The following is a 17,909-nucleotide window of genomic DNA, read 5'->3' on the forward strand; positions in this document are numbered from 1 at the left end:
GTGATCTCCTGCGAGTGATGTTTGCACTTGCACATGTAGGCGCGCGCTCGTCGCATCAGCGCGTTGATGTGGGGCGCCAGAAAGAGGGTGATGTCCTTCGAATATTTCTGCAGGCCCCCAAGGTGCAGGCGCTGTTCGACGCGTCGCCCTACGGCGCCGGCTGCAAGGGCGCCCTCAGCGTCGGTCTGGGGACGATCACGCAGTATCTTCAGCTTGCCACAGCGGCAGGACTGGGCTGGGCGTCGGTCGAACATCTGGAAGAAGACGAGCTTGAGCGGCGCGTCCTGTCGCTCGCGTCGTCACCTTTGCGGTACTCGACTGCGAAAGTCATATCAGTATCTGGTCGTGGTCATGCGCAGATTGCTCTGTCACAAAGGATCATTTGCTACATGGGCCATGTACTGACTGACAACCGGCACGGCCTGGTAGTCAACGCGCAGGTGACGCTGGTGACGGGCACCGCCGAGCGCGACTGCGCCGCGCAAATGCTTGCTGACGCCGCGAAGGTGGCCCCGGGCGGCATTACGGTCGGGGCAGATAAGAACTACGACACGGCCGGCTTTGTCGCCACCTGTCGAGCAAATCGCGTCACGCCTCATGTGGCGCAAAACGATGGGCGTCCAGGAGGCTCAGCGATTGACGAGCAAACCACGCGTTGGTCGGGTTACGCGGTCAGCCAGCAAAAACGTAAGCGGATTGAGCAGGTGTTCGGATGGGGCAAGACAGTCGGACGAATTCGACAGGCGATGTATCGAGGACTTGAACGCGTAGACCAGCTCTTCGTGCTGACGCAGGTCGGCTACAACTTGACGCGTATGCGCACACTTGCCCGTTGAGGGCCCGGATGCAATGGATAACATCGATATGGTGAAACCGTTAGCAGCCTCGAACGCCCGGAAACGTGTTCCGCGTTTCAGAAGTGCGAACTCAGCGTCCGTCGCAATGCACCTGAGTGCATCAACGACGGATATTTCAACAGCCTGCTAGAGAATGCCAAGTACTACGGATAGTCGGTGCGAGATGATCAGCACGTCATCGCTCTGCAGCCGATATCAACATCAAGACCTACCCGATGTAAACGGTATGGGATTCCGACCAAAATCGAAACAGGAGAGCAAGTGAAAAAACTGCTGATCGTGTCGATCGCGGTCGTGCTGATAGGCGATCTCTGCATCAGCGGTGTCGCGATTCAACGAGTACTGGATCGCTTTGGTGGTGTCCGATTTCGCTGAGAGTGTGAGAAGCGTCGCCTCGAACCCACCGCTTCATTTCATCAAGCAGCGCAACGGCGTGTGCCTGGCGGATGCGCCGTCGCTCTTCTGGCGGCTTGCCTCGAATGTGCTCTTCGATGCGATAGAGTGCGCCAATACGCTTTAGTGCTTCGCCGGTGATCGACGATGGCCGGACAGCGTGCAGATCGTGCAGCTTTCGACGTGCGTGCGCCATGCATGCTGCCTCCTGAATCTGACCGCCCACGTACAGCTCCGCGTATCCCGCGAACGCGTCTGCCTGTAGCATGCCCTTGAAGTTGGCAAGATGCCGCTGCGGATGTTCGCCGCGACGATCCGGTGTATAGGCAAACCAGACCGCCGGAGCTTCGACGGAACCACTGGGCCGATCATCGCGCACATACACCCAGAGCCAGTAATGTCCGATTCTGGCCAGGTTCAAATGTCCGCTTCCGTGGCGCGTAAGCTGACCAGCGGCCCGTACCTCGGCGCTGGAGCCTGCGATGGCTGCGACCGAACGGATCACGATGACGATGCGCGAACTGGACAGGTACAAAGTGATTCAGGATGTTGCCGATGGCGTGCTCAGACCGTGGCGGGCTGCGAAGCGACTTGGGCTGACGACGCGGCAAATCCGTCGTCTTGTCGGCCGGCTGCGTGAACACGGACCGCAAGGACTCGTGTCAGGTCGGCGCGCCATGGCCGGCGCAAACGGTGAGCTGGTCACACTGTACAGGGAGATCAGACGGGACATCCTCGACCTGCAGAAGGAACCAGGCTGAGGATGCCAGTGCCGTCGAGCGGCTCGCGCGCGATCTCGATGCAGTGTTTCCCAACATGCGCGGGTTCTCGCCCAGCGGCCTCAAGTACATGCGTACATGCGCGCGCAAGCCTTTCGCCGTTGGGCATTTGTGCAACAGCCCGTTGCATAAATACCGTGGTCGCACGCTGCCACACTTCTCGACAAGCTAGACGGCGCAGCTCGGCGACTCTGGTATGCCCGCCTGAGATAGCGGGAATGTCCTGCCCCGGCGTGTCTACCGTCCAGAATAATTAGTAAGCGCCCAAGAGGCGATCCAGCGCGGCCGTGATCCGCTCACGGTGTTCGACAAGCGAACCGGTCTTCGGCCCCAGTTCGCTTAAGGGCACGGCCGCGACAAACGCCGGATGCAGGATGCACCGGATGCCGCCGATATCGAATGATGGCGTGAAGTCCGCCGGGAGCTTCCCGGGCGGAAAAGCATCAGCCTGAATCAGCGGTACGACGACGCGGATCGACAGACCTTCTAGAAAGTCGCTTTGCACGTCGACAAGATACGGTGTACTGGCGCGGCCTCTACCGCTATTGGCATAGACGTCGAATCGCGCCATCAGAACATCCGGTATTGCGCCAAGGGAAGTCCGTTCTCTTCGACCCACTGGTTCGTGTGCCTGATGAACTCGGCGTGTTCCTCAGCCCAGCGCCGGCCTTCTTCGGCCTGAATCGCCTCGCGCAAGGCCTGCTCGCAGGTGCGGGAAAAGTTGATGCCGAGACTTCTCGCCCGTTCATACACGTCCACGGGCAGCGTGACATTCGTCGCCTTGCGCGCCCCGCCTGTTGCTGCATGTGCCATGGTGAATTCTCCGCGCGAACAATGCGCATGTTTATCCACATAATAACCCGCATCTGGCAGTTGGTGCCGTCGCGTCGAGAAGGCTGCGGTCATATGCGCAGGCAAGCCCTCCCTTTCGTGCGCAACGCCTGTCGGCACAAGGTGCAGGCTTAATCCTATAGGAATGTGAAGCGCCGCCATGCGAACCACCCGGCAAATGAGCATCACGCTTCCGAACGAAATGGCCGAGGAAATCCGCAGGCGCGTCCGGAGCGGTGAAACGCGACGGAGTCAGAAGTCATCCACGACGGCCTGCCCGAACTCGCTTTACGTGAACGTGCTATCGAGGCCCGGTTGCGCGATTCGGTCGGGCTGGTCGCTGCCGCACTTGAAGCTGTGTGGTTTTTGCGCCGGACGCATGCGATCAACTGGCGAGTTGGAGGCAGCAATCGCGACCGCAGGCGCCCCACGGAAGGCGGCCGAATACGTCGACGCCATATCGTCACACTCTGCGAGCTCGATACCCTCCCCGCGGCCGTGCTGTGATCGCATACCGCGTTTTGGGCGAGACGGTCGCGATGCTCGGCGTCTACTATGGCGGGCAGGGACTACGCGGCCAGGTCTCAGCCGAATCTTGATGACCCCGCCTGGCCGCGCGGCTGACACGGCCAAGAGCCCGGTCGCCCATGTCTTACCCCTCGGACAGCAACGGACGAGGCGACGAACGACGGCAACCTGTCACGCCCAGAGTGGGACGATCTCACGCGCGAAGAGTTGCGGGCAGAACTCGCCCGTCTGCAGGCCGAAAACAGCCGGCTCGCTGCCATGCTGCGAGCCATCGTGCCCGGTACCAGGCAACCCGGGGCAAGCGATCCCGCGTAATGCCCCGCCGGCTGTGCAAAATGCAGGCACTTCCTCGCTTTCCCCACTTCCCCACTACAGAAAGTGCAACTTTTCCGGAGGCTTTTCCGCGGCCGAACTGACGTCTATCCGCTTCGGTGGGAAAGCCGCAATTCCGGAAAATCCGGTTACGCGCCGGTGTGCGCGAACGAGTGGCGCGCGGGCATCTGCGAAAAGCCCCGCATCCGCTGCGCGGACTGCACGCATCGGGTGCTGCTGTCACTGGACGATCAGGTCTTCTATGCGCATCTTTCCGGCGATCGTACCGTGGGCCTTTACCCGCTAATGGCGGACGGTACCTGTTACCTGCTCGCCGTCGACTTCGACGACGAGAGTTGGCGGGACGATGCGATGGCGTTCCGGCAGTTGAGCGGCCTCACGTGTGCCTCTCTATGCACGTCAAAAGCGCTATCCTCGATAGCTACAATGCGTAGCATGCCCGCTCTTCTGCTCATCACGTGGATTTCTGATCGATCGAAGCAAAGATATGGAGTGAGATGCGATGGCAAATCTGCTTGAATCGAATCCGGCTCCGGGCGCACCTGGCAATCCGCTGAACTGGAGCCGCGCGGACAAAGACGCCGTCGGAACGGCGTACTCGCTGTCGAGCCAGGTCTGGTACACGACAGCAGGCGGCATCCTCACGGAAATCTACTTCCCGGATGTCGACACCCCTCAGGTACGAGACTTCCAGCTGATCATTACCGACGGGTCGACCTTCTATCACGACGCGCAGAAGGACTTCGACCATCGATGCGAATGGCCGGAGCCGCCCGCCTTATCCTGCCGGCTCACATCCCAGGCGAAAGGGCAACCCTACACCGTCGTGCAGGACGTGATCGCCGAGAAGGGTTCGGCCTGCGTGCTGGTTCGCACGACCCTGCAGGGGGACCAGGATTTCCTTAATAAACTGCACGTCTATGCCTTGTTGACGCCTCACATGGCGGGATACGGCGCTGGCAACACCGCGCATCGCGTCAGCACCGCAAATGGCGATCGCCTGGTCGCGACGCGTGACCATTACTGGCTCGCGCTGGGCGCCGACTGCGGCTTCGGCACGACGAGTTGCGGCTTCGTGGGAGTGAACGGTGGCTGGACCGACATCATCGCAAACAAGCGCTTGCCGGTCTGGAGCTACGACGCAGCAAAGGACGGATACGTCGCCGTGACGGCAGAGATCAACCGCGCAGGGCAGAATCAATTCGTTCTGGCACTGGCGTTTTGCGTCGACGAACCGACGCCGATTACGCAGAGCACGCCCAACAAGGCGCTGACCGCCGTATCCGAGGCGCTGGCCTACCCCTTCGACGGACCCGCCGACCCATACAGCCACAAGCAAGCGTTCATCCAGGGCTGGAACGACGCTGTTCGCGACCCGTTCCAGCCCAAGTCGAACATTACGGGCGATGGCAATGCGCTTTTCAACATGAGCCGCAACGTGTTGCTCGCGCATGAGGACAAGACGGCCGACGGCGCACTGGTGGCTTCATTGAGCATCCCGTGGGGACAGACGGTGCGGGACCTCGCTGCCGGCTACCACATGGTCTGGCCGCGTGACATGTGCCAAAGCGCACTCGCGCTGCTGGCCGCGGGCGCGCAGGATGTGCCCCTACGCGGGCTGATGTTTCTCGCTGCGTCGCAATTGGCGGATGGTAGCTTTCCGCAAAAGTTTTTCATTGACGGCGAGCCTTGGCGGGACAATGCCTCGCAGCTCGACGAATATTCCTTTCCAATCATTCTGGCCTATCACTTGAGCGAAGCCGGTCTGCTGCGTCAGTTCGATCCCACCGGCATGGTGCTGGCCGCAGCAGGCGCATTGATCAAGAACGGCCCCATGACTCAGCAGGAACGATGGGAAGAACTCGAAGGATACTCCCCTTCGACACTGGCATCGAACATCGCGGCGCTAGTCTGTGCGGCTACTAAATGGGCGGACGCCAGTACCGCCCAGTTCCTGCTCGAATACGCGGATTTTCTGGAATCGCATCTAGAGACATGGTGCGTCGCTGCGGAAGGCTCACCGGTTCCGGGCGTGACGCAGCACTACATTCGAATCTTGCCGACGCACGTCAATGGCGTCTTTAATTTTCCAGAAGATCCAGATACCGCCCAAGTAACCGTCTGGAACAAAGACTACAACGCAAACACCATCGTGGACGCGGGTTTTCTCGAACTGGTGCGCTATGGCATTCGGGCCGCGAACGATCCGATCATCGTCAACTCGGTCAAGGTAGTCGATGCAGTAATCAGAAAAATTCTGCCGCAGGGGCCTGCCTTTTACCGATACAACCACGACGGTTATGGTCAAGGCAATCTCGGTGAGGACTGGTACGACGGCGCTACCTTCGGCGTTGGTCGCCCCTGGCCGCTGCTCACTGGCGAACGCGGCCATTACGAATTGGCCGCCGGTGGCGACCCCACCCCCTACATCCGCGCTCTCGAGGCGTTCGCCGGAACGCGCGCTCTGCTTCCCGAGCAAGTGTGGGATCTGCCCGATCTGGCAAACCCGCCCTTCGTGACTGGCGGGCCGACTGGCTCTGCCATGCCGCTCGCGTGGGCCCACGCCGAATACATCAAGCTCGTTCGCTCCGCTTCGGACGGTCAGGTCTTTAACCACCTGAAAGTCGTCGCCGACCGTTATCAGTCTCAGCCCGGCCAGGCGCCGCGCGCTCGCAGCAATATCGAAATCTGGAACTTCAACCGCCCGCTGCCGTCGATTCCGGCCGCCACGACAATTCGGATCCCTTTGGCTGCGCCTTTCCGCCTGCGCTGGACGATCGACGACTGGGCCACGTCGGAGGACAGCGAAGCCACCGCAACGGCGCTCGGCATCTACTACGTCGATCTGGTCACGCAAGCAGCCCAGGCCGGTTCATCGCTTGCATTCACCTTCTTCTGGACCTCGAGTCAGACGTGGCAAGGGCAGAATTTTTCCGTCGCCCTCCAATCCTAAGCGATGCGTCGCCAACGGCAGACAATTGCTTCCGTCATGGAGAAACACACGACTTCATCTAAGCCGTCCATGATCTCCATGACGCTGGAGAAACGCACGTAGGTACGCGGGTCATCGAACTGTTTGGTATTCCCTTTGACGAGCAGCAGGTCCCAAGCGGGCTCGGTGATGTCGAGGGCCAGATAGAACGCGCCGATGTGCGCGATGAAGTTGCGGGCGCTGGCCAGCCGGTTAAACCACTTCACGCCCTGAGTCAGTCCGTCAAGCGTTTCGAGGGGCCTCGCCGTCTCCGTCCAGGAGCACAGCGCTCATTCGCCGAGTAACTTTGCTGGACATACTCCGCCGCGCATCCGGTCGCCCAAAGTCCACCGAACGACTGACGCGTGGAACGGGTGAACGACGCGGTGACGCTCAGGCGCGCAATCAATTAGGCCAGCGCGGTCCAAAATGCTTACGTTACCGGGAGGGGATTCAAAAATTCCCCGTCGGCTCAGCAATGGCCAATTGTGCGCGGTTATTCCTGATCGCAATGCACCTTGAAGTGCGTTAGCACGGCGGCCCCAAACGCATTGCTTATCGCAACATCGGCGGCGTCGCGACCGTATGCCATCAAAACGCGCCCGATGCGTGGTGCGTTGTTACGCGGATCGAAGGTTTGCCAGCTACCCCCTACGTAGGCCTCAAACCACGCCGCGAAATCCATCGGCGCTGCGACGGGGGGCAAACCGACATCGCTGATATAACCGGTGCAGTAGCGAGCCGGAATATTCATGGCGCGGCATAGCGTGATGCCCAGATGGGCGAAGTCCCGGCAGACGCCTCTTCGTTCGCGGTAAACGTCCGCTGCGGTTTTGGTCGGCCGCGCGTGCCGGTAATCAAATGCGATATGCCGGTGCACGAAGTCGCAGATTGCGAGAACAGTCTCGCGGCCCGGCGCGCACTGTCCAAAAACCTTCCACGCGACGTCGACCATCAAATCGGTTTCACAATAGCGGCTACCCAGTAGGAAAACGAGCGTATCGTCGGGCAACTGCTCGACTGGATGGCCCCGACCGTCTTTCGGACGCGTTTCCATCGCATTTGGCACATTCAGAAGCGCGGTCGTGCTCAAGCCAACACGCCCGGCGGGCGCGATTATCCGCGTGCACAAGTTGCCGAACAAGTCGCGGTACTGCCTCGTCGCCACCGGCGGATCGGTAACGAGGAGATCTGCCTCGACAATATCCTTTGCATGCGAAAAGTGCGTGTTCAGCATCAGCATCATCGGCGTCGGTTGTGAGCACTCGTACGACAGTTCGTATCCGACGCGAAGCTTCATATATTTATCCTGTTCGTCTGATCCCGGAGGTTGGGGCTGGCAACTCAAAGGCGTGCGGCCCGAGACAGCCACAACAGATGATCCCACGACGCCGGGCGTCACGCTCGCATTCAAAAACAATCGCCGCTACCTGGCCTGAGCGGCCCTATGGTCTGTTGAAATGAAATGAACGCCGTCTCCCGGTGAGAGATTGGGCCTGACGCCAATGCTCTCAACGGCGACGACCGTCGTGCGTGCGACGTCGAACGCAGCTAGTGACCGTACTCGGCGGGACGAGTGAGTGTGTCGAGGCGGCGAAACAGGAATGGAATCAGCCAGTCGGGCCAAGCAGCAGGTCGATTGCGGCTTGACCGGCGACTTCCCCAACCAGGTAGGCCCATCGTTCAGTAAAAGGGCCGTTGCGCAGCGCGATCCGGCCCCCCCGCGCGCCGAGCACTTCGAGGTTGGTACCGCCTTTGATCTGGACAGTCACGTTGAACGTGTCCTCCGCAGCCGGAGTCAACTCGACGTGAATCTCGAAGCCACGATAGGTGATCACTCGTTGCATGAAAGCCTCCATGTCGTTATCGGAGACTAACACGCGAACGTTGCATGGTTCATCCGGCTACAGGCGCTGATCCCGTACGAGGTCGATAACCGGCGTCGTAATTCTGCTTGCGGAGGCGTTCGAGACGGCAATTGCCTATTGGTTGAACTGCGCGCCGAGTACTGATGGTCCTGACAGACGTGCCGAGCGTCGGGAAGGGACCGGGTGCCGCGAGATGCGTTCCTTCCGGCTGCACCAGATGCTTCAAGATTCCCCGACCCTTCGGCCGTGAGCCGCTGGTACCTGAATTCGCAATTCCCGACTTTCGCTTGCCCCGTGAAGGGCGGCTTGATGGCCGACTTGTGCCCGATGGCCCGGTCCTGGGAAGCCCATGCCTTGCCGCGCGCTTCCCGATGACACGAGATGGTCATACGCGGTGGCGCGCAGCCGTTAGCACTCAACGTAAGAGCGACCTGTGGTCCGCACCGGTCTCACGGTTCCGATCCTATAAATCCAGCCAATTCCTCGGGTTTTCCCAGGGGGAATGCTTCCTTAATGTGATCGAGAAAGGCGGAAACGCGAGGGCTTAGCAAGCGCCGCGAAGGATAAAGCGCCCATAGTGCGATGTCAGGGCCATCCAGGTCACCCCAATGCGTAAGCCTGCCGGCTGCGATAACTGAGCGAAGCGGATCTTCGAATGTCCGCCCGGATCGCTGAGCGAACGACAGTTGATGGGCCGAAAGCCGCCCCAAAAGAAATATCGGCAAGTCAACCCTTCTTTCGTCTTTCGATTTCTTGTTTCACACGTTCGATTTCAAGCCGTTTAGCTTCCTTTGTTCCCCATCGTGGCGCTCTGTTCTGGGTGGCTTCGGCGGCTGCACGAATGCGTGCTTTGGCAGCAAGTTGATTGGCTCTGCGTTCGTCCAGCTCCCTCATTTTGGCCGCTTGCCGTTCGGCGAAGCGTTCAGCCGCGATGGGTGTGGTTCGTTCAGGCAGTCCAGCAAGGACCACAAGCTTGTCGATATTGTCCCAGGTGCTGATCCAGCCGTCGTTGTAGGCAAACTCGCTAATCAACGGGAGGTTGAGTGCGGTGTAGATCGGGACCCAGTTTTCTTCTTCGCCCTGGCGGCGACGCACAGCGAGTTTGGGATTGAACTGGTACCGCCCGGTGGATACGCGCAGGAACAGGGATCTATTGTAGGCATAGTCTCTGTCGATTTCGTTCCTCGCCAGCACGCCAGAAAGATGCTGGCGCTTATTGCGCTCTGGCCGCGCGATGTTAGCGGGTAAGTGTTGCCAGGCATCGAGGATGATTTGGGTCTGGAACGCGCTGTCTGTATTGCCTCGTATCTTGCTGAATCGTGCTTTGAACAATACCCACAGGGTCTGGAACAGAAAGTATTCAGACAGATGCCGGTCGATGCGGACCAAGCGATCGCCCGCTCTGACATCAATGCAGGGCGGAGCCAGGCATTCATAGATTGCCGCCAGCGGGCCAGCAGCGAACTTTGCATCGCCAAATGCCTGACGCAAAGCCCAGTGCAGGGCATTGTGACCATAGTGATCGACGGCATCGCGGTCGGCACCGCGCTCCAGCAGGGCTTCCACCAGCGCCACATTTCCTGCAGCCGCTGCGGCCATCAGCGGCGTCTGGTTCATTGGCAGACGATGATCGACGCCATGCTGGTCACACTGCCTGAGGATGTCCTTGAAGCGGTTGGCGAAGAAAGGGACGTAGCTCTTGCGGGCGAACACCGCGCGCTGCTGATCAAAGGTTCGTGCCTGCTCGAATTTCGCCTCGACTGCCAGCCACTCGGCGAGCTGCGGTTCATCGAAGCAGGTGGCATAGTCAAAGAGTTGCTGCTTGCCCTTGTTGCCCGGAGACTGCTCGCGGAAGACCTTGATCAGCAGTTCCCTGACCTTGGCCTCATCGAACACCGGCCACGGCACCGGGACCTGCTTCAAGATGGTGCGGCGGATGGCCTCCGCCTGCTCCTGCTTGCCCTGCAGTTCAAGTTTGCGTGCTTCCTTCTGCCAGTCTTCGAGCGTGGATTGCCTGGCCTCGATCCTGGTCTGGCCGACGATCAGATCCAGCAACCCGAACAGATCATGCCCTGTGTCCGATTCGATCATGTAGATGTTCTTGATGGCGCGCGTCAGCGCTACATACAGGGCATTGACGAAGAATTTATAGACTTCGAGCGACTTGTCACTCTTGTCTTTAGCGCGTTTGTAATCCAGTGTCTCGACCGCCAGATCGGTCTTGGCGATGCCCTCGACAATGTCGTTGAACTCGCCCCGGTGATCCGAGATGAAACGGTAGAGCACGATGTTCTCGTATTCGAGACCCTTGGCTTCGTGGATCGAGAACAACAGCGGCGTGGCAAAGTGCTTGCGGGCGTCGGCCTTGTCCTCATCGCGCATTACCAGGACGGCGAACTGGGCGGATTGGCGAATCTTCTGGTCCAGTTCCCGCTTGGTGGCGTCCTTGTCGGGTATCAGCGTAACCTGGCCGGTTTCGCCGCCGACGGCCTGGACCAGGAAGTTGCTCTCCCGGTCGATGGAGCCGAAGCGCCGCTGCTTGATCTTGAGCAACTGATTGGCGACGCGAGTGGCCTCCAGCCCGTTGCGAAAGTTGGCCATTAGCACGCGTAATTCCTGCCGCTCGGCCAGTTTCGGGTCCTTCCAGAACAGGCTCTTGACTTGGCTCCAGGAAAAGAAATTGGGATGGACAATCTGATTGGAATCCCCGCAGAGCATGAAATGGCCAGGCTTCTTCATGGTTTTCAGCACGAGCGCGAGTTGCACGGTGGTGATGTCCTGCACCTCGTCAATAACCACGAAGTCGTAGCGCGGCGCAGCCAGCGCTTGCCAGTCCTGGGCGACCAGATTCAGGTCGTAGAGCTTTGCCTCGGCCAACCAGGCGCGATACTTCTCAAACAGATTGTAGAGTTGGTCGCGCCGTTCTACGGGAAAGATCGATTGACGCACCCCCAGTGCTTGATACTCGTCGCGCGACAGGACACCGCCCGACCCGGCGGCAATCACGCCGCGAATCTCCTCGAAAGCCTGGTGGGCATCGACATCCTTGAAGTTCTGCCGTATACGCGAGTACCAGCCCGCAAAGTCGCGCCAGCTAGCCTCGCGTCCTGCCGGAACGCGGATCGACTCGACAAACTCCCGGTAGGACAGAAATACGGCATCCTGAGCGCCATGCTCGAAACCGTTGGCGTAATAAAGGTCGCGGGCGCTCTGCGCCAGGAAGGCGGAGTGAGTGACGTAGAGGACCTCACCTTCGGCATGCTTGAGCTTTTCAAGCGTCAGTGCGGTCTTGCCGCTGCCAGCGCTGCCGACGACAACCAGGGGAGGTGGCTGTCGGTAAATGGTCTCCTGCGTGTCATCAAACGAGATCGGTTTGTCGAGCAGATGAATGCCGGTACGCTCGGGATGAAGGTAGCGTAGAGCTTGCGCCTCCCTGATGGCGTCATCAGCGCTGATGTCTGGAATTTTGCTCTCGTCAATCGCCGCGCCGCGCAGGAAACGTGACTTATCGTAGGCGTGATTGGCGATCACTTCCAGCATCAGTGCGCAGACTTCATCCCCGTGGCGCACCAGCGAGAACAACAGCCGGTCGGCGTCATCCAGCTTCGCCCGGTAGAACTTGCCGTGGCTCAGATTGGCGAGCTTCTTGACTTGGGCAGCACGGAAGTCGTGGCGGGCGATGGCCGCGGACACCTTGTCGTAGCTGGCCTTGACGCGTGAAGTGTCGAGGCCTGTGTATTCGAGAATCTTCATGAGGCGATGAGGACAAGTGCAAGAGCAAGAAAGAATTCTCTCATGGCCGTCTGGCCTGCCAACCTCTATAGCAAGTTTTCCGGTCATTCCTGAACGGCAGTTATCCGACCTGGACCGGACGCCCTACGACAGGGTATTTCCTCATGCTGAATGACCGGTTCGGGCCGTCTACTGCCCGATACGCTTTGGCTCATGTCGACCCACAAGGGCCGGTCCCCTTTCTCCATAACGGTCGTCCAAGCTATGTGCGGAACTGTTTAGCTGGTACGCGACCAGCTTTCAGATATCGCAACGACCTGGCAACAAATTCGCATTCGCCCATGGGCTTGCCTGGCGCCAGGCGCAGTGGCGTCAAAGGAAGGAGCAAGGCGGACGCATCTCGCTGAGCCATCCCCGGAATGCACCAAGCTTCCCGCCGCACGACCGCTCAGACAGGCGTGTAGATCGCCAACTTTAGTGCAGGGTCATCGTTCGCCTGAAACGTCGTGTATTCGTAGCGCTGCGTGCCTCGCTGCGGGTGCGCGAGCACTTTCTGGCCGGCCACGCTGCTGCGGATGTCATGCGCGTCCCACCACCGCGCGAACTCCCGGCTACGGGAACGCACGCGCTCGACCAGTTCGATAAACGCCGGATCGTCGGCATGGAGATCGTGGGTCGCGCGAAAGAGCGCAATCATTCGACGGGCTTCATCGGACCAGGTGGCCCCGAAGAGCCGCCGCGATTCCGGCTCGATAAACATGAAGACCAGGATGTTGCGGTCCGCTTCGGCGAAACGGTCGAAGCCCAGGAGGTCCGCAGCGGCGGTGTTCCACGTCAGGATGTCCCAGCGCCTGCCGGTTACGTACGCCGGCACATCAAGGCGCGCGACCAGACGTTCGATCGCCGGAGGGACGCTCTCGCGCGTGAACGCGACCCGATCGCCGTTGCCCGCGAGCGCCCGCAAATGTGCTGTTTCGACCTTGCCGAGGCGCAGGGCGCGAGCGAGCGCGTCGAGGGTGGTATCGGACGGCCTGACGGTTCGGCCCTGCTCGAGCCGCACATACCAGTCCACGCCGATGCCCGCCAGTTCCGCCACTTCCTCCCGTCGCAGGCCCGGTGTGCGGCGGCGCCGATCGTCGTTGAGTCCGACCGCGTCCGGACTCAGTTTTTCCCTGCGTGAGCGCAGGAAATCGCCAAATTCGTTTCGACTCGATGTCGTCATGATTGTCGTTTTCGCCTTGGGAGGCACGCTGAAGCCCTAGGATAGTGCTAGGCCTTGTTACGAATGCTACGCCTGCCAGAATGGTCTCGTCCAATCACCCTGACCGGAGACCGACAATGAAAGCTGCGATTCTGAAGACGCTCGGCATGCCACTCGAGATCGAACACATGCCGGCCCCCTTGATCGGCACAGGCGAGGTCATTGTCGATGTCGCCGCCGCCCCCGTGCTGCCCTACGCGAACGAAGTCTTCAGCGGCGAACGCCGATACCCAATTGACCTGCCGATGGTTCCCGGCTGCGGCGCGATTGGTCGCGTGCGTGCTATTGGCCCGGACGCCACGCACCTGAAGCCGGGTGACTGGGTGTTCTGCGATCCGACCGTGCGCTCGCGCGACGACGCCCTGATCCCCGACATCGCACTACAGGGCTGGAGCGCGCGCGGGGACGGCGGCAAACGTCTGCAACGGCATTTTCACGATGGCCCCTTCGCCAAACAGGTGCGAGTGCCGACGGAAAACGCCGTTCGCATCGGGGAGATCGATCCGGCCGATGTCGCCCGGTGGTGTGCGCTCAATGTCATGCTGGTGCCCTACGGCGGACTGCTCGCAGCTGGTTTGCAGGCAGGTGAGACGTTGCTCGTGAGCGGCGCGACAGGCAACTTCGGCAGCGCGTGCGTCGCCGTCGCCCTCGCGATGGGCGCGCGCTGCGTGGTCGCGCCGGGACGCAACGAACAGGCCCTCGCGGATCTGGAACGCCGCTTCGGCAAGCGCATCCGGACCGTGAAGCTTTCGGGTCGTGAAGAAGAGGACCGCGAACGGATGCGGCTGGCGGCGCCCTGTCCGATCGATTGCGTGATTGATCTGATGCCGCCGTCGGTTAGCACGACCACGGTGCGCGCGGCGGTCACGACCGTCCGCGCTTATGGACGAGTCGTGCTGATGGGTGGCGTCGGCATGCTCGGCGGCGAAGGGCTTGACCTGCCTTATGCGTGGATCATGCGCAACGACATCACGATACGCGGCAAATGGATGTATCCGCCCGCAGCAGTGACGCGCATGACGGGCTTGATCCGTGCCGGGCTGCTGGATCTCGGCCACTTTGACGTCACAACCTTCCCCCTTGATGACGCTAACGACGCGGTGGCTCACGCAGCTGCGAACGGCGGCCCATACAGGATGACGGTGATCCGTCCTTAGACGGCGGACTCTCGCCTCACGCCGGACATACTTTGTCGACGATTCAGCCCCCAATGTCGAGTGACCGGTCATGGCCGATAGCACCAGTTCGATGAACGTTTTACAGAGGTGACGTTGGAATTCTCAACGGCAGCTTTCCCGTGGTTGGTGTGAACGCGTACTGCCGGCCATCAAGCGTCATTCGTCCGTTCCGTCGCGCAGACATTCAGACGGCGGGTCCGCCCGGCGGATTCAACCGGTGGATGCAATAGTTTGCTGGAATCGTTCGGCGGGCGTCTCGTAGTCCAGTGTCTTTCTTGGACGCTCGTTCAGTCGTCTTGCCACAGCGTTGAGTTTGGCCTGCGAATACACTGACAGAGCGACCTTGGCGGTGACAACGAGGTCCACCTCGTCCAACGCGACGACGATTAGGGCAATCGTTTGGAGACAGCCATGCATTTCGACTACCAACAATTCCACATCGACGCGTCACCTCTTGATGAAGGCGGCCGCTATTACGCTCGCGCAAAGATCTACCGGCGCGCCTCGGCGAGTGGCGATGCCGTCGAGGTAAAGTATTCGGGCGACCTCGGCGATTACCCCTCCGACGCGGATGCCATTGAGGCGGCGCAGCGTTGGGCGATTCAGTGGTGCGACGAGAACTCCGCTTAGGCTTCACTATCCAGGTCCGGGCTGTCCCGGAGTATTCGCCGCACGCACCAGACATCCAGTTCGGGGGCACGCGTCAGGCGAGAGCGATACGTGCAGCAAGGGCTGACAACGGCCCTCACGACCGATCCTGCTGATCCCCGGCAAAAGAAGCGGCGCATAATGCACACATCCCTTTGTCAGGATGATGGAGGTAGATGTGACAACTTTTGCTATCGACGCCGTTCGCATCAACCCGACGAACGACAGGTTTACCCATGTGCGTTGGGCTCCCGTCGATCCGTCGACGCGTGAATGGCTGTCCCCCCCTGCGATTGTGGAGGTGGTCGAAGTCGTCGCCGCGATCCGTCGGGGAGATGTTGTTTGGTCCCTTTTTACGCTTGGTGGCACACGGTATCTCGGGCCAAAAATTGTGTCTGTCTCTCACACCGACGGAACCGCCGGGATCGACACGGATGTCCCTGGCGATCATGTCGAAAAATGCATTGACGATTTGCCGCACCTTTGACGGCATACCTTTGAGGCCGTCGGCGATCGGACTGTGAAAGGTCTGGACGGGTCGGTAAGACGCGTTGATGGACAGAGAGATGCTATGTGGGACTACCCAAGCCAGACCCGTTTAGCTAAAACGGAATTTCCAACCCTGTGCAAAGGAGACGGAAATGTCGGCGACCCAGACAGTCCCACAAGGCAATGATACGGCGATCCAAGTCCAGCTCTACATGAGCTTCGAACTCGGCGACAAGTCGTGGAAGTTGACGGCCAGCGATGGCCGGCGCGGCCCGAGCCGTTTCAGCGTGCACGCCGGCGACACGGCTGCGGTGCTCGACTGCGTGCGCCGCGCCAAGGAGCGCTGCCAGCTCGAACCGCAGGCCCCGGTGCATTCGTGCTATGAGGCCGGCCGCGATGGCTGGTGGCTGCATCGCTGGTTGAGCGGGCAAGGCATTGACAACCTCGTGGTCGACCCGGCGAGCATCGAAGTGAACCGACGCGCCAGACGGGCCAAGACCGACCGGCTCGACGGCGATAAGCTGCTGGTGATGCTCAGGCGCCACCACGCTGGCGAGCGCATCTGGTCGGTGGTGCACGAGCCCACGCCCGAGCAGGAAGACGCGCGCCGCACGCACCGTGAACTGGCCCGGCTGAGCCAGGAGCGTACCGCCCACACGAACCGCATCCGCTCCCTGCTGGTGCTGCACAACCTGCGTGTGCCGGTCATCGTCGGCGGGCGCGACTGGGCGGCGTGGTGGGAGCGCCATCGCGAGCAGGTGCCGCCGGTGTTGCGCGGCGAGATCGAGCGCGAGAGCGCGCGGCTGGCGCTGGTCAGGCAGCAGCTCAAGGTGCTGGAAGCGGCGCGGCGCCAGGAACTGGCCGAGGGCAAGCATCCGCTGGTGGCGCAACTGGCACGGCTGCGCGCGATCGGCCCCAAGGGCGCCTGGGTGCTGGTCAAGGAAGTGTTTGGCTGGCGACGTTTCGCCAACCGGCGCGAGCTGGCCGGCAGCCTGGGGCTCACGCCGACACCCTACGACAGTGGCGGCAGTCAGATCGAGCAAGGCATCAGCAAGGCGGGCAACAAGCGAGCGCGCACGATGCTGGTCGAACTCGCCTGGCGCTGGCTGCAGCTGCAGCCCGACAGCCTCCTGACCCAGTGGTTCAACCGGCGCTTTGCCGGCGGCGGCAAGCGCATGCGGCGCGTGGGCATCGTGGCGTTGGCGCGGCGCCTGGCTATCGCGCTGTGGCACTACCTCGAGCACGGCGAGATTCCGGCCGGCGCCTCGCTCAAGCCGGCAGCTGCCTGAAATTCCGGGCAGCACGGGTACCACGCAACGCCTTCGCACGCAACACGTCATCATGATCCAGGGTCGACGCGCCCGGAACGTCGGCGGGTCACGGCACCCCGTGACCGTCTCGCAGAGATGGGGCGCGCCCATAACCGGGGTTTGCCAGCGCGCCTTGCGCGCATGCTGCATGAGGTGCAGGGTGTTGGCGCCCTGCACGGATAGAAGTTCGTTCGGGCACTGGCTCGAACGCTCATCACACCCCGACCCCGGACCAGGATGGCACAGCCATGTCGCGCCAAGGCATCACGCGCTCAACAACCTACAGGAGCCACCATGAAATCCAAGCCCTTCACGTGATCAAAAACGGCTTGACATACAAGTCCCCATAGAAGCTGACATTCGCCGACGCCAGTTTGTAAAAGTCAGCAACGCGATACGCGACAGCCGCACCAATTTGATCGGCGAACGTCGGCTCAGGCCGATGACCCACCAGCAGCCTTTCCGCGACGAAAGTCCGCTTCACTCTTCAAAGAGCCATTGATGCTTCGACATGCCGGAAGTCGGCTCTGGGTCGGCAAGACTCATCCATCCATGACTTAGCAGACATTCATCGGCACCGGCTTGCGAAGGTCAGCAAAGCGACCTGCTGCCGCCGCACGCTGCCCGATCGGCAACCGACCGCTATGGCCGAAGTGTACGCGACGGTTATCAGGCAGGTCTTCTGGAGAACCAGCCATGCGGATGACGGCTTTGAGGATAAGGGGTCCGGA

Annotated in this window: 14 protein-coding genes and 5 pseudogenes; 8 read left to right on the plus strand and 11 right to left on the minus strand. The window is 60.9% G+C overall.

Annotated features, from left to right (window positions below):
* Positions 1-377: 377 nt before the first annotated feature.
* Positions 378-836, plus strand: a pseudogene (locus OKW26_RS20515) (transposase); the annotation flags it as partial.
* A gap of 348 nt (positions 837-1,184) precedes the next feature.
* Here the strand turns inward: OKW26_RS20515 and OKW26_RS20520 are convergent.
* Positions 1,185-1,641: pseudogene (locus OKW26_RS20520) on the minus strand (IS66 family transposase); the annotation flags it as partial.
* Between the two features lie 91 nt (positions 1,642-1,732).
* On the opposite strand from OKW26_RS20520, the pseudogene OKW26_RS20525 reads away from it, so the two are divergent.
* Positions 1,733-1,942: pseudogene (locus tag OKW26_RS20525) on the plus strand (helix-turn-helix domain-containing protein); the annotation flags it as partial.
* Positions 1,943-2,282: 340 nt separating this feature from the next.
* Here OKW26_RS20525 and OKW26_RS20530 read toward each other — a convergent pair.
* Complete coding sequence (locus OKW26_RS20530; RefSeq protein WP_429354965.1) at positions 2,283-2,600, minus strand: CcdB family protein; 318 nt, start codon at positions 2,598-2,600, stop codon at positions 2,283-2,285.
* Positions 2,600-2,935, minus strand: coding sequence for a type II toxin-antitoxin system CcdA family antitoxin (locus OKW26_RS20535; protein WP_429354966.1), 336 nt, complete (start codon positions 2,933-2,935; stop codon positions 2,600-2,602). The genes OKW26_RS20530 and OKW26_RS20535 overlap by 1 nt, the downstream gene beginning before the upstream one ends.
* Before the next feature lie 831 nt (positions 2,936-3,766).
* Between OKW26_RS20535 and OKW26_RS20540 the strand changes: the two genes are divergently transcribed.
* Both OKW26_RS20540 and OKW26_RS20545 read left to right on the plus strand, forming a co-directional pair.
* Positions 3,767-4,240 carry a TOTE conflict system archaeo-eukaryotic primase domain-containing protein gene (locus tag OKW26_RS20540; RefSeq protein ID WP_429354967.1) on the plus strand — a complete coding sequence of 158 codons (474 nt, stop codon included), beginning with the start codon at positions 3,767-3,769 and terminating at the stop codon, positions 4,238-4,240.
* The gene (locus OKW26_RS20545; protein ID WP_429354968.1) at positions 4,224-6,674 is read left to right on the plus strand and encodes a glycoside hydrolase family 15 protein; all 2,451 of its coding nucleotides are present in this window, start codon (positions 4,224-4,226) and stop codon (positions 6,672-6,674) included. Before OKW26_RS20540 ends, OKW26_RS20545 begins: the two co-directional genes overlap by 17 nt.
* On the opposite strand, the gene OKW26_RS20550 is transcribed toward OKW26_RS20545, so the two are convergent.
* From OKW26_RS20550 to OKW26_RS20575, 6 genes and pseudogenes are all read right to left on the minus strand, one after another.
* Positions 6,671-6,919, minus strand: coding sequence for a hypothetical protein (locus OKW26_RS20550; protein WP_429354969.1), 249 nt, complete (start codon positions 6,917-6,919; stop codon positions 6,671-6,673). The genes OKW26_RS20545 and OKW26_RS20550 overlap by 4 nt on opposite strands.
* Positions 6,920-7,188: 269 nt before the next feature.
* A complete protein-coding gene (locus tag OKW26_RS20555; protein ID WP_090811454.1) occupies positions 7,189-7,992 on the minus strand; it encodes a transglutaminase-like domain-containing protein in 804 nt (267 codons plus the stop codon).
* Positions 7,993-8,302: 310 nt separating this feature from the next.
* Complete coding sequence (locus tag OKW26_RS20560; protein ID WP_184058717.1) at positions 8,303-8,539, minus strand: hypothetical protein; 237 nt, start codon at positions 8,537-8,539, stop codon at positions 8,303-8,305.
* Positions 8,540-9,009: 470 nt separating this feature from the next.
* Positions 9,010-9,192: pseudogene (locus tag OKW26_RS20565) on the minus strand (LysR family transcriptional regulator); the annotation flags it as partial.
* A 94-nt stretch (positions 9,193-9,286) separates the two neighbouring features.
* Positions 9,287-12,313: an ankyrin repeat domain-containing protein gene (locus OKW26_RS20570; protein ID WP_429354970.1), complete on the minus strand. Its 3,027-nt coding sequence runs from the start codon at positions 12,311-12,313 to the stop codon at positions 9,287-9,289.
* 427 nt (positions 12,314-12,740) lie between these two features.
* The gene (locus OKW26_RS20575; RefSeq protein ID WP_429290722.1) at positions 12,741-13,514 is read right to left on the minus strand and encodes a helix-turn-helix transcriptional regulator; all 774 of its coding nucleotides are present in this window, start codon (positions 13,512-13,514) and stop codon (positions 12,741-12,743) included.
* A 116-nt stretch (positions 13,515-13,630) separates the two neighbouring features.
* On the opposite strand from OKW26_RS20575, the gene OKW26_RS20580 reads away from it, so the two are divergent.
* On the plus strand, positions 13,631-14,710 hold the full coding sequence (locus tag OKW26_RS20580; RefSeq protein WP_429354971.1) for an alcohol dehydrogenase catalytic domain-containing protein: 1,080 nt from the start codon (positions 13,631-13,633) through the stop codon (positions 14,708-14,710).
* 231 nt (positions 14,711-14,941) lie between these two features.
* Here OKW26_RS20580 and OKW26_RS20585 read toward each other — a convergent pair.
* Positions 14,942-15,067: pseudogene (locus OKW26_RS20585) on the minus strand (IS30 family transposase); the annotation flags it as partial.
* A 75-nt stretch (positions 15,068-15,142) separates the two neighbouring features.
* Here OKW26_RS20585 and OKW26_RS20590 point away from each other — a divergent pair.
* From OKW26_RS20590 to OKW26_RS20600, 3 genes are all read left to right on the plus strand, one after another.
* Complete coding sequence (locus OKW26_RS20590; protein ID WP_090811471.1) at positions 15,143-15,361, plus strand: hypothetical protein; 219 nt, start codon at positions 15,143-15,145, stop codon at positions 15,359-15,361.
* A gap of 196 nt (positions 15,362-15,557) precedes the next feature.
* Positions 15,558-15,866 (plus strand): hypothetical protein, encoded by a 309-nt coding sequence (locus OKW26_RS20595; protein WP_187611929.1) that lies wholly within the window; start codon positions 15,558-15,560, stop codon positions 15,864-15,866.
* 154 nt (positions 15,867-16,020) lie between these two features.
* Positions 16,021-17,157: an IS110 family transposase gene (locus tag OKW26_RS20600; RefSeq protein WP_090812128.1), complete on the plus strand. Its 1,137-nt coding sequence runs from the start codon at positions 16,021-16,023 to the stop codon at positions 17,155-17,157.
* 331 nt (positions 17,158-17,488) lie between these two features.
* Here the strand turns inward: OKW26_RS20600 and OKW26_RS20605 are convergent, their stop codons facing one another.
* Positions 17,489-17,662 carry a hypothetical protein gene (locus OKW26_RS20605; RefSeq protein WP_429354972.1) on the minus strand — a complete coding sequence of 58 codons (174 nt, stop codon included), beginning with the start codon at positions 17,660-17,662 and terminating at the stop codon, positions 17,489-17,491.
* Positions 17,663-17,909 lie beyond the last annotated feature (247 nt).

It is taken from the genome of Paraburkholderia sp. 32, from assembly GCF_050435345.1.
GTDB lineage: Bacteria > Pseudomonadota > Gammaproteobacteria > Burkholderiales > Burkholderiaceae > Paraburkholderia > Paraburkholderia tuberum.

Coding starts and splice junctions, on each gene's coding strand:
- OKW26_RS20590 (WP_090811471.1), top strand. CDS start 15,143: ATGCATTTCGACTACCAACAATTCCACATCGACGCGTCACCTCTTGAT.
- OKW26_RS20575 (WP_429290722.1), bottom strand. CDS start 13,514: ATGACGACATCGAGTCGAAACGAATTTGGCGATTTCCTGCGCTCACGC.
- OKW26_RS20535 (WP_429354966.1), bottom strand. CDS start 2,935: ATGACCGCAGCCTTCTCGACGCGACGGCACCAACTGCCAGATGCGGGT.
- OKW26_RS20560 (WP_184058717.1), bottom strand. CDS start 8,539: ATGCAACGAGTGATCACCTATCGTGGCTTCGAGATTCACGTCGAGTTG.
- OKW26_RS20530 (WP_429354965.1), bottom strand. CDS start 2,600: ATGGCGCGATTCGACGTCTATGCCAATAGCGGTAGAGGCCGCGCCAGT.
- OKW26_RS20545 (WP_429354968.1), top strand. CDS start 4,224: ATGGCAAATCTGCTTGAATCGAATCCGGCTCCGGGCGCACCTGGCAAT.
- OKW26_RS20580 (WP_429354971.1), top strand. CDS start 13,631: ATGAAAGCTGCGATTCTGAAGACGCTCGGCATGCCACTCGAGATCGAA.
- OKW26_RS20555 (WP_090811454.1), bottom strand. CDS start 7,992: ATGAAGCTTCGCGTCGGATACGAACTGTCGTACGAGTGCTCACAACCG.
- OKW26_RS20600 (WP_090812128.1), top strand. CDS start 16,021: ATGTCGGCGACCCAGACAGTCCCACAAGGCAATGATACGGCGATCCAA.
- OKW26_RS20570 (WP_429354970.1), bottom strand. CDS start 12,313: ATGAAGATTCTCGAATACACAGGCCTCGACACTTCACGCGTCAAGGCC.